At 66.1% G+C, this 9715-nt stretch carries 11 protein-coding genes; 8 read left to right on the top strand and 3 right to left on the bottom strand.

Translation table 11 applies throughout. From position 1 onward, the window contains the following. Positions 1–349: GNAT family N-acetyltransferase (locus K8V11_RS10165; protein ID WP_303913588.1), on the top strand; the 349-nt coding region annotated here is incomplete at its 5' end. Further along, on the top strand, positions 349–1461 hold the full coding sequence (tsaD, locus tag K8V11_RS10160; RefSeq protein WP_303913584.1) for a tRNA (adenosine(37)-N6)-threonylcarbamoyltransferase complex transferase subunit TsaD: 1113 nt from the start codon (positions 349–351) through the stop codon (positions 1459–1461). The genes K8V11_RS10165 and tsaD, both read left to right, overlap by 1 nt. 46 nt (positions 1462–1507) lie before the next feature. On the opposite strand, the gene K8V11_RS10155 is transcribed toward tsaD, so the two are convergent. Beyond that, complete coding sequence (locus tag K8V11_RS10155; RefSeq protein ID WP_303913581.1) at positions 1508–1948, bottom strand: DUF4190 domain-containing protein; 441 nt, start codon at positions 1946–1948, stop codon at positions 1508–1510. A gap of 321 nt (positions 1949–2269) precedes the next feature. Between K8V11_RS10155 and groES the strand changes: the two genes are divergently transcribed. The 3 genes from groES (at position 2270) to K8V11_RS10140 (ending at position 5216) form a co-directional block, all read left to right on the top strand. Further along, positions 2270–2557, top strand: a complete 288-nt coding sequence (groES, locus tag K8V11_RS10150) for a co-chaperone GroES (protein WP_067473974.1) — start codon at positions 2270–2272, stop codon at positions 2555–2557. A 119-nt stretch (positions 2558–2676) separates the two neighbouring features. Then, on the top strand, positions 2677–4296 hold the full coding sequence (gene groL / locus K8V11_RS10145; RefSeq protein WP_303913577.1) for a chaperonin GroEL: 1620 nt from the start codon (positions 2677–2679) through the stop codon (positions 4294–4296). A gap of 338 nt (positions 4297–4634) precedes the next feature. Beyond that, on the top strand, positions 4635–5216 hold the full coding sequence (locus K8V11_RS10140; protein WP_303913575.1) for a sigma-70 family RNA polymerase sigma factor: 582 nt from the start codon (positions 4635–4637) through the stop codon (positions 5214–5216). Here the strand turns inward: K8V11_RS10140 and K8V11_RS10135 are convergent. Beyond that, positions 5213–5479: a hypothetical protein gene (locus tag K8V11_RS10135; RefSeq protein ID WP_303913572.1), complete on the bottom strand. Its 267-nt coding sequence runs from the start codon at positions 5477–5479 to the stop codon at positions 5213–5215. The genes K8V11_RS10140 and K8V11_RS10135 overlap by 4 nt on opposite strands. Before the next feature lie 39 nt (positions 5480–5518). On the opposite strand from K8V11_RS10135, the gene K8V11_RS10130 reads away from it, so the two are divergent. Continuing rightward, the gene (locus K8V11_RS10130) at positions 5519–6241 is read left to right on the top strand and encodes a hypothetical protein (protein WP_303913570.1); all 723 of its coding nucleotides are present in this window, start codon (positions 5519–5521) and stop codon (positions 6239–6241) included. Positions 6242–6358: 117 nt separating this feature from the next. Here K8V11_RS10130 and K8V11_RS10125 read toward each other — a convergent pair whose 3' ends face one another. Beyond that, the gene (locus tag K8V11_RS10125; RefSeq protein WP_303913568.1) at positions 6359–6787 is read right to left on the bottom strand and encodes a DUF5319 family protein; all 429 of its coding nucleotides are present in this window, start codon (positions 6785–6787) and stop codon (positions 6359–6361) included. A 199-nt stretch (positions 6788–6986) separates the two neighbouring features. On the opposite strand from K8V11_RS10125, the gene guaB reads away from it, so the two are divergent. Beyond that, positions 6987–8513 (top strand): IMP dehydrogenase, encoded by a 1527-nt coding sequence (gene guaB, locus K8V11_RS10120; protein ID WP_303913566.1) that lies wholly within the window; start codon positions 6987–6989, stop codon positions 8511–8513. Positions 8514–8535: 22 nt separating this feature from the next. Then, positions 8536–9708: a GuaB3 family IMP dehydrogenase-related protein gene (locus tag K8V11_RS10115; RefSeq protein WP_303913564.1), complete on the top strand. Its 1173-nt coding sequence runs from the start codon at positions 8536–8538 to the stop codon at positions 9706–9708. Positions 9709–9715: the final 7 nt, after the last annotated feature.

The raw sequence follows: 9715 nt of genomic DNA, 5'->3' as shown, positions 1-9715 counted from the left end.
CGCCGGCTACGCCGCGCTCGGCGCCTTCGGCCCGGACGGCGACCACGAGTTCGAGGTGTTCAACATCGCCGTCGACCCCGAATTCCAGGGCCGTGGCCTCGGCCGCGCCCTGCTCGCCGAGATGCTCGCCGTCGCCGACGCCGAGTCCGCGCCCGTCCTGCTCGAGGTCGCCACAGGCAACATCGTGGCGCGCACGCTGTACGAGGCGCACGGCTTTTCCGTGGTCGGCCTGCGCCGCAATTATTATCGACCTAGCGGAGAGGACGCCTATGCGATGGTGCGCTCCGCCGTCATAGGTGGGTCCGAGCCGCAGCCGGGCGAGTCCACCGCAGTCCCCGAGGAGGCGTGATGTCCACCGCTGCCAACGCCGGCGCCAACGCCGCAGCGCCGCAGGTCGTCCCCGCCGCGCCGCTCGATCTGTCCGTCCCGCGCGTGGTGCTCGGCATCGAGTCCTCGTGCGACGAGACCGGAGTCGCGTTGTCGCGCGTGTACCCCGGCGGCGAGGTCGAACTGCTTTCGGACGTCGTCGCGTCGTCCATGGAAGAGCACGCGCGCTTCGGCGGCGTCGTGCCCGAGATCGCCTCGCGTGCGCACCTCGAGGCGCTGGTGCCGACCGTGCGCCGCGCGCTCGACGAGGCCGGCATTTCCCGGCCCGACGCCGTCGCCGCGACCATCGGGCCAGGCCTGGCGGGCGCGCTTCTCGTCGGAGTGGCGGGCGCCAAGGGGTACGCCGCCGCGTGGGGCGTGCCGTTCTACGCGATCAACCATCTCGTCGGGCACGTCGCGGTCGCGCAATTCGACGGCGGGTCGCTGCCTCCCGCGGTGGCGCTGCTCGTCTCCGGCGGGCACACACAGCTTCTCCACGTGCCCTCGCTCGCCGAACCGCTGCGCGAGCTCGGTTCCACCGTGGATGACGCCGCCGGCGAGGCCTACGACAAGGTCGCCCGCCTCCTCGGGCTCGGCTATCCCGGAGGGCCCGTGGTGGACAAGGCGGCACGCGAGGGGAACCCGGCCGCGATCGCGTTCCCGCGCGGCATGACCGGCCCGCGTGACGCACCCTTCGACTTCTCCTTCTCGGGGCTCAAAACGTCCGTCGCCCGTCACCTCGAACGTGCCGAGGCCGCGGGGGAGACCGTCGCGCTCGCCGACGTGGCCGCGTCCTTCCAGGAGGCGGTGGCGGATGTTCTGACGTCGAAGGCCGTGGGCGCCTGCGCCGACACGGGCGCGGAGTGTCTGCTCATCGGCGGCGGCGTGGCGGCGAATTCGCGGCTGCGGGAACTCGCCGCCGAGCGCTGCGAAGTTGCCGGAATCGAGCTGCGCATCCCGCGGCCGCGCCTGTGCACCGATAACGGGGCGATGGTCGTGGCCGTGGCCGGGGCGATGATCGCCGCGGGCCGAATGCCGTCGACCCTCGGCGCCGCGACCGACCCCGGGCTCCACGTGAGCCAGAGCCTGCTCTAGCGGTTCCGGCTGTGGCGGCCACCGGTGGCGGGGTTGCCGGGCGAAGCTAGGCGAGCACCGCGAGAAGGTCGAAGTCCATGAACAGGTAGATGCTGCCTAGCACAACCAGTTCGAACAGCAGGCCGACGTAGCTGAGCACGAGCGCGGCGATGGCCAGCGATCTGCCTGCCTGGTGCGAACGGCGCACGCTGCGCATGGCGAGGTGTCCGAGCACGATCCCGAGCACGCACATCGAAAGGGTGAACAGCGGGAACAGGATCATCGACAGCGTGCCGACGACGAGATTGAAAATCGTGAGAAGGAACGCGAAGACGGCGAGCTTGTTGGTCGAGCGGACCTCGTACGGGCCATAAGGTGCGAAGTACGACGGCGGTACCGCCGTGTCGGTGCACTCGGGGGACACCATCGAAGGGTTGCCGAAAGCGCCGGTATCCGTCCTTACACACTGGGACTCGGGATGCTGCTGCCTCCCGTACGGGCTCCACACGTGCTCCGAACCTCCTTGACCGGCACAACGAAATCCGCCCGTCGAGGGGCGGAATCGTATGACGCCGGGAACTTCAAAAGCCCTGGTCATAGACAAAACGTGGGCATTCGCATGTTTTTGCGTCCACGTGGACCTTACGCGGGCAGTCTGAAAGTACTCTGATTGCGAACCAAGAATCGCGTACCTTGTAAGTTGGCACTCTCGGGTATAGAGTGCCAATTGGTTAGAGGGTCGAGTTGTACGCCACCCGCGACGGCACATCATCACGGCTCTGCCTGCCAGGAAACGTACCTTTTAAACTTTACGCATCAGGAGGATCCCGTGGCGATCAAGCCGCTTGAGGACAAGATTCTCGTCGAGGTCAGCGCTGCTGAGACCACGACCGCTTCCGGACTCGTTATCCCGGACACCGCCAAGGAGAAGCCCCAGGAGGGCTCCGTAGTCGCGGTCGGCCCCGGCCGTTTCGACGAGCAGGGCAAGCGCATCCCCGTGGATGTCGCCGAGGGCAACAAGGTGATCTTCTCCAAGTACGGAGGAACCGAGATTTCCTACGACGGTCAGGACTACCTGATCCTGTCGGCTCGCGACATTCTCGCGGTCATCGACTAGAACCGAGCGCCGAGGTTTTTTCGGCGCCAGGCCCCGGCGCTGCCGCTCGCAAGCGAACCGCAGCGGCCGGGGCTTTCTACTCTCCTTAGCACTTCTTTTTCAAAGGAATTGACGCACACATGTCTAAGCTCATTGCTTTTGACGAGCAGGCGCGCAAGTCGATGCTTTCGGGCGTCGATCAGCTTGCCGATACCGTCAAGATCACCCTCGGCCCACGTGGACGCCACGTCGTGCTGGCCAAGGCATTCGGCGGCCCGACCGTCACCAACGACGGCGTGTCGATCGCGCGCGAGATCGAGCTCGAAGAGCCCTTCGCGAACCTCGGTGCGCAGCTGGTCAAGTCGGTAGCGACGAAGACCAATGACGTCGCAGGTGACGGAACGACCACCGCGACCGTGCTCGCCCAGGCGCTCATCCGCGAGGGCCTCCGCAACGTCGCCGCCGGCACCAACCCGATGGCTCTCGGCAAGGGGCTCGCCGCCGGCGCGGAAGCCGTCGTCGAGTCGCTCAAGGCCGCCGCCACGCCGGTGTCGGGTTCGGAGGGAGTAGCCCAGGTCGCGACCGTGTCCTCCCGCGATCCGTACATCGGCGACATGGTCGCCAAGGCGATGGACGCCGTCGGCACCGACGGCGTCGTCTCGATCGAGGAGTCGCAGTCCCTGAACGACGAGGTGACGGTGTCCGAGGGCGTCGCCTTCGACAAGGGCTTCCTGTCGCCCTACTTCATCACCGACGCCGAGGAGCAGAAGGCGATCTTCAACGATCCGCTCATCCTTCTGCACCGCGAGAAGATCTCCGCACTCGCGGACCTGCTTCCGATGCTCGAGAAGGCGGCCGAGGCGGGCAAGCCGCTCGTCATCCTCGCCGAGGACATCGAGGGCGAGGCGCTGTCCACCCTCGTGGTCAACTCGATCCGCAAGACGATCAAGGCCGTGGCCATCAAGTCCCCGTTCTTCGGCGACCGCCGCAAGGCGTTCATGGACGACCTGGCGATCGTCACCGGCGGCCAGGTCATCTCCCCGGACCTGGGTATGTCGCTGCGCGAGTCGGGTGTCGAGGTTCTCGGTTCCGCCCGCCGCGTCACGGTCACCAAGGATGAGACGGTCATCGTCGACGGCGCCGGCTCCGCCGATGACGTGCAGGCGCGCGTCGCGCAGCTCAAGCGCGAGGTCGAGCAGTCCTCATCGGACTGGGATCGCGAAAAGCTCAACGAGCGCATCGCGAAGCTGTCCGGCGGCGTCGCCGTGATCCACGTCGGCGCGGCCACCGAGGCCGAGATGACCGAACGCAAGCTCCGCGTCGAGGATGCCGTCAACTCGGCGAAGGCCGCGGTTGCCGAGGGCGTCGTCGCCGGTGGCGGTTCCGCACTAGTGCAGGCCTCCAAGTCGCTCGACTCTCTCGAGGAGTCCTTCGCCGGTACCGACGAGGCCGTCGGCGTGCGCGTGCTGCGCAAGGCACTCCAGGCGCCGCTGTTCTGGATCGCCGACAATGCCGGCGAAGACGGCTCTGTCGTCGTGAGCAAGGTCGGCGAGCTTCCCGAGGGGCAGGGCTTCAACGCCGCGACTCTCGAATACGGCGACCTCGTCGCCGAGGGCGTCATCGACCCGGTGAAGGTCACCCACTCCGCCGTCGTCAACGCCGCGTCGGTGTCCCGTATGGTTCTCACCACAGAAACGGCGATTGTCGACAAGCCGGAAGAGCCGGCGGAGAACGCAGGCGGGCACGGGCATTCCCACTAGGGTTTTCCCTGGCCCAGGCCGGAGTTCCCCGGCCCATGAACGGCCTCGTGTGCTACGAAATACCAGCACGCGGGGCCGTTTAGTTTTGTCGGAACTCGATAAAGGAAACTTTGGGGCGCTGGCACCATCTAAACCGGTTGCCGTTACGCTCATCGCCTGTAGCGTGGAATTCTCCGCTCGAAAGACGGCGATATTGCCATACTGAAAAGAATGGCGGAACATAAATCGGGACCAAAAGCTCTCAAAAGTATTGATGGGCCGGGCTCGAAGAAGTTCTTGGTGATGACTCCGCAGAGGAAGGGACCAGCTGCGACGTAACGATCGCGCACAAGAAGTCGATGACACAGACAGCAGACGAGTTGGAACTCGCAGTGGCTTCCGCCGTAAAGGGCGATAAGGCCGCGGCAAGCCGGGTGCTTGGATTAATCAAGCCCGGCGTCGCGCGCTATTGTCGTTCGCGCGTCGGCGTCGCTGACAAGGGCCTGCTTTCTGCAGACGATGTCACACAAGAAGTTCTCATCGCGGTGCTCTCGGCTATTCCGGGGTACCGAGATCAGGGCAAGCCATTCATGGCGTTCGTATACGGCATCGCCTCGCACAAGGTTGCTGACGCACACCGAAGCGCAGGGCGAAATCGGTCCGATCCCGTGGAACACCTGCCCGAAACGCTTGCCGCCGATGGCGGACCGGAGGATGCGGCGTTGGTTAACGATGCCAACGCCAAACTCGGAGCACTGCTTGCGGAGCTCCCGGAAAAAGCGCGGGAGATCATCCGATTGCGTGTCATTGTCGGGCTATCCGCGGACGAGACCGCGGAAGCCGTCGGCAGCACCCCGGGAGCTGTGCGAGTCGCGCAACATCGCGCGATCAAGCAGCTGCGGGAGCATATTGAAAGGGATGGTGAAGGGAGATGGCGCTAGATCGCGACCGGTTTGACGAAAACCGCGTCGACGGCTTTCTGGACGCCCTCGGTCAGGGGGAGCGGCCTGATGCCGTTGACTCGACCGATGATGCTCTTTTCGACCTGCTTCTCGGAGCTAGGAGCGCCACTGAGGCTGCCCCTTTCCCCGAAGGGCCGAGCGAGTACGAGATTGACACCGCTTTCGAACGTGGCGCTGCTACAGATGAAGACGGAACAGAACACGTCACGAGCCTCGACGAGGCACGCGGACGTCGTGAGCATCGGCGTGGGGGCCGCAAACGAGGCCTGAGCACAATCGCGGTGGGCGCTGCATCGCTCGTCGCCGTGGCCGTGGGCAGCATGTCCATCATGGCCTTCAACGCACAGCCGGGAGACCCGCTGTGGAACGTCAACCAATCGATCTTCGGCGGAGAATCCACCGATATCGATCTCGTTTCGGCGCTCGAACGTGATCTCGCCGCCGCCAACGACGCCCTGTCGCGGGGAGACACGGCCGAGGCCGACCGGCTCCTGCAGTCGGTTTCCGAGCGGCTCGATGGGGTCGAATCGGCAGCGGACAGGGTCAACCTGATCCGGATCCGCGACCAGATCCAGCGCCAGCTCGATCGTGGCCAGGCCGGGGAGCGCGGCGAGCTCCCCACGCCCGAATCGTCGGATCCGGACTCGGGGCAGATCAAGCCGAACGACGAGCAGGTCCCCGTGCCCACCACGGAGACCTCGGTGCCGAACAGCGCGCAACCGCAGGCGCCGGAGCCGACGGGCGCACCCGTGCCACCGCCGGAAAAACAGGATCTGGTGTCGCCGCCGGCGAACCCGTCTCCGGATCGCGGCATCGATCCTCCGGTCAGCCCACTCGATCCGACCGATATGCAGCAGCTGCGGCAGGCGGAGCCGACTCAGTCGAGCCAGAGCAACCCGTCGCCGACGAAGGACACGACGCAGGGCGGTAACTCCGGGGGCAATTCGGGTGGCTCCGACCGCAACATGGACATGCTCGATTCGCCGCAGACGTCGACGCGGTAGCGGGACGTCCGCGCGCGGCGCAGACAGCGTCGACATACGAGAAGGAGCCGGCGAATTCGCCGGCTCCTTCTCGTATATCGGTTCTATGTCGCAGAACCTTGCGCTCTGGCCCTCCGCCTAGAACAGTCCGCGACGAACGCGTCGCGGCGCCTCGAGACCGTCGAGGAAGCCGAGGCAGTAGTCCCAGGTGACGTAGAAGTCGGGGTTGGGATCCATGGCGGGCTCGTGCGTGGGGATGCTGCCGTCCCCGAGCATCTGCTCCATGCGCTCGCGCAGAATGTTCCAGTCGAAGTAGTGCATCTCCTGGCAGTCGACGCAGTCGATGACAATACCCTTGACACCCCGCGGGGCGAGCGCGGTCTCGAACTCGAGGAGATCGGCGAGATCCTGCTCGAGGAGCGCGCGCTCCTGATCACTGAGCGGCTCGAACACTTCGTCCTCATCCTCGAACATGCCCGACTCCGAGGCGACCTCGGCCATGAAATCGTCGTCGAACGGATCCGGCGGCATGCCGGGCGGCATCGGTGGATGATTACTTGAACTCACGCGTTCCAAATTACCCGCTATGTCCAATAATAGGTATCCCGTCGCCGGCGGCACGTGACGCTCTGAGCGATTTGCTCGCAGCATGCCCGCCGCTCCGGGTGAGATCGCGCACGGCGCCGCCCGCCTCGGGATGCAAACGGACCCCGCCGACGTTTAAGCTCAGTAAATCGGGATCAGCGGCGAGAAAGGGTCGAAACTCATGGCAGTGGATCAGGCAAGCGGAACAATTCGGACGGGCGGAGAGGACCCCGACAAGATCGCGATGATGGGTCTGACGTTCGACGACGTACTCCTCATCCCTGCCGAATCCAACGTCGTGCCGTCCGACGTCGACACGTCCACTCAGCTCACGAGGGAAATCTCCCTGCGTATTCCGATCCTTTCCTCCGCGATGGACACCGTCACCGAATCGCGCATGGCCATCGCGATGGCACGTCAGGGTGGCCTCGGTGTGCTGCACCGCAACCTCTCGGCGTCCGACCAGGCGACGCAGGTGGAAATCGTCAAGCGCTCCGAGGCCGGCATGGTCACGGATCCCGTCACCGCCGCGCCGTCAGACACCCTCGCCGAGGTGGACGAAAAGTGCGCCCGCTTCCGGATCTCCGGTCTTCCCGTCGCCGACGAACAAGGCCGCCTCGTCGGGATCATCACCAACCGCGACATGCGTTTCGAGGTCGACATGTCGCGCCGCGTCGAAGACGTGATGACCACCGCGCCGCTCATTACCGCGCAGAAGGGCGTCACCGCCGACGCCGCGCTCGGGCTGCTGCGACGCCACAAGATCGAGAAACTGCCGATCGTCGACGGCGACGGCAAGCTCACCGGGCTCATCACGGTCAAGGATTTTGCCAAGACCGACGAATACCCCGATGCGACGAAGGACGCCGACGGCCGGCTCATGGTCTCGGCCGCAGTCGGGACGGGAGCCGATTCCTTCCAGCGTGCTGCCGCGCTGGCTGACGCCGGGGTGGACGCACTCGTCGTGGACACCGCGCACGCGCACAACAACAACGCCCTGCAGATGGTCTCCGATATCAAGGCGAACTTCCCCGGGGTGCAGATCATCGGCGGCAACCTCGCCACCCGCGCGGCGGCGCAGGCCATGATCGAGGCGGGAGCCGACGCCATCAAGGTCGGCATCGGCCCGGGTTCGATCTGCACCACCCGCGTCGTCGCGGGTGTCGGCGCTCCCCAGATCACCGCGATCATGGAGGCCGCGGTCGCCGCGAAGAAGGCAGGCGTGCCGGTCATCGCCGACGGCGGCATGCAGTACTCGGGCGATTTCGCCAAGGCGATCGCCGCCGGTGCCTCGGTGGCGATGTTCGGTTCGCTCCTGGCCGGCACCCGCGAGGCCCCCGGCGATCTCATCCTCGTCGACGGCAAGCAGTGCAAGACCTACCGCGGCATGGGCTCGATGGGTGCGATGAAGGGCCGCGCAGGCGACAAGTCCTACTCGAAGGACCGCTACTTCCAGGACAACGTGCTGTCGGAGGAGAAGCTCGTCCCCGAGGGTATCGAGGGGCGCGTGCCGTTCCGCGGCGAGGTGTCCCAGGTCGTCCACCAGCTCGTCGGCGGCCTGCGTGCCGCGATGGGCTACACGGGTGCGCGCACTGTCGCGGACCTGCAGAACGCGCAGTTCGTCCAGATCTCGCCTGCGGGGCTTCGCGAGTCCCACCCGCACGCGATCCAGATCACCACCGAGGCGCCCAACTACCGGGCTCGCTAGTCCCGACTAAAAGGAATTCTCCATGCGCGACGTCGTTGAAATCGGGATGGGCCGCGAGGCCCGCCGCACCTACAACCTGCAGGATGTGGACATCGTCCCATCCCGCAGGACCCGCTCCGCGAAGCATGTGTCGACCACCTGGCAGATCGATGCGTACTCGTTCGAGATGCCGCTGATGACCCACCCGAGTGACGCCGTGGTGTCTCCGGAATCGGCGGCCGAGTTCTCGCGGCTCGGGGGACTGTCGGTGCTCAACGGCGAAGGACTGTGGGCGCGTCACGAGGACCCGGCCGCGGAGATCGCGAAACTGCGCGAGCTCGCCGCCGATTGGGACCCGACAGACCTGTCCAAGCCCAATAAGGCAGTGCAGTTTCTGCAGCAGCTGCACCAGGCTCCGCTGCGCCACGACCTGCTCGAGAAGGTCGTCGCCACGATGCGGGAGTCGGGGCACACCGTCGCCGTGCGCGTGTCCCCGCAGCATGCCGAAGAGCTCGCACCGGTGCTCATCAAGGCGGGCGTGGAAATCCTGGTCGTGCAGGGCACGATCATCTCCGCCGAGCATGTCGTCGGCGAGCCCGACGAGGATGGCACGACCCCGGAGCCGCTCAATCTCAAGGACTTCATCTACCAGCTCGATATCCCGGTCATCGCCGGCGGTGTCGTCGACTACCGCACGGCGCTGCACCTCATGCGTACCGGTGCCGCCGGCGTCATCGTCGGTTTCGGGCATGTTCCGGGAGCGTCGACCACCGGTGAGGTGCTCGGGATGAACGTGGCGATGGCCACCGCTATCGCCGACGCCGCGGCCGCCCGCCGCGACTACCTCGATGAGACCGGCGGACGCTACGTCCACGTCATCGCGGATGGCGACATCGCCGCCTCCGGCGATATCACCCGCGCGATCGCCTGCGGCGCCGATGCGGTGTCCCTTGGCCTTCTGCTCGCGCAGGCCGACGAGGCCCCGGGCAAGGGGACCTTCTGGCAGTCCACGGCGGCGCACCCCTCGGTGCCTCGCGGGGATGTGCAGCCGGTGTTCGACTCGACGGTGCCGATGGAGGAAGTTCTCCTCGGTCCGACCGCGGAACCGTTCGGCACCAGAAACCTCATCGGCGGCCTGCGCCGCGCGATGGGCAAATCCGGTTACACCGACGTCAAGGGATTCCAGAAGGTCGATCTCGCGGTCCGTCCGGACTAGCGACCAC

It is taken from the genome of Dietzia timorensis (genome assembly GCF_020742175.1).
In the GTDB taxonomy this organism is placed as follows: Bacteria; Actinomycetota; Actinomycetes; order Mycobacteriales; family Mycobacteriaceae; genus Dietzia; species Dietzia timorensis_A.
The sequence above is the reverse complement of the archived record's forward strand: the minus strand, read 5'-3'. Positions and strand labels throughout refer to the sequence as shown.

Excerpts from the sequence above, each read along its gene's own strand:
- tsaD (WP_303913584.1), top strand. The coding sequence starts at position 349 with ATGTCCACCGCTGCCAACGCCGGCGCCAACGCCGCAGCGCCGCAGGTC.
- groL (WP_303913577.1), top strand. The coding sequence starts at position 2,677 with ATGTCTAAGCTCATTGCTTTTGACGAGCAGGCGCGCAAGTCGATGCTT.
- K8V11_RS10140 (WP_303913575.1), top strand. The coding sequence starts at position 4,635 with ATGACACAGACAGCAGACGAGTTGGAACTCGCAGTGGCTTCCGCCGTA.
- K8V11_RS10135 (WP_303913572.1), bottom strand. The coding sequence starts at position 5,479 with ATGCTCACGACGTCCGCGTGCCTCGTCGAGGCTCGTGACGTGTTCTGT.
- guaB (WP_303913566.1), top strand. The coding sequence starts at position 6,987 with ATGGCAGTGGATCAGGCAAGCGGAACAATTCGGACGGGCGGAGAGGAC.
- K8V11_RS10115 (WP_303913564.1), top strand. The coding sequence starts at position 8,536 with ATGCGCGACGTCGTTGAAATCGGGATGGGCCGCGAGGCCCGCCGCACC.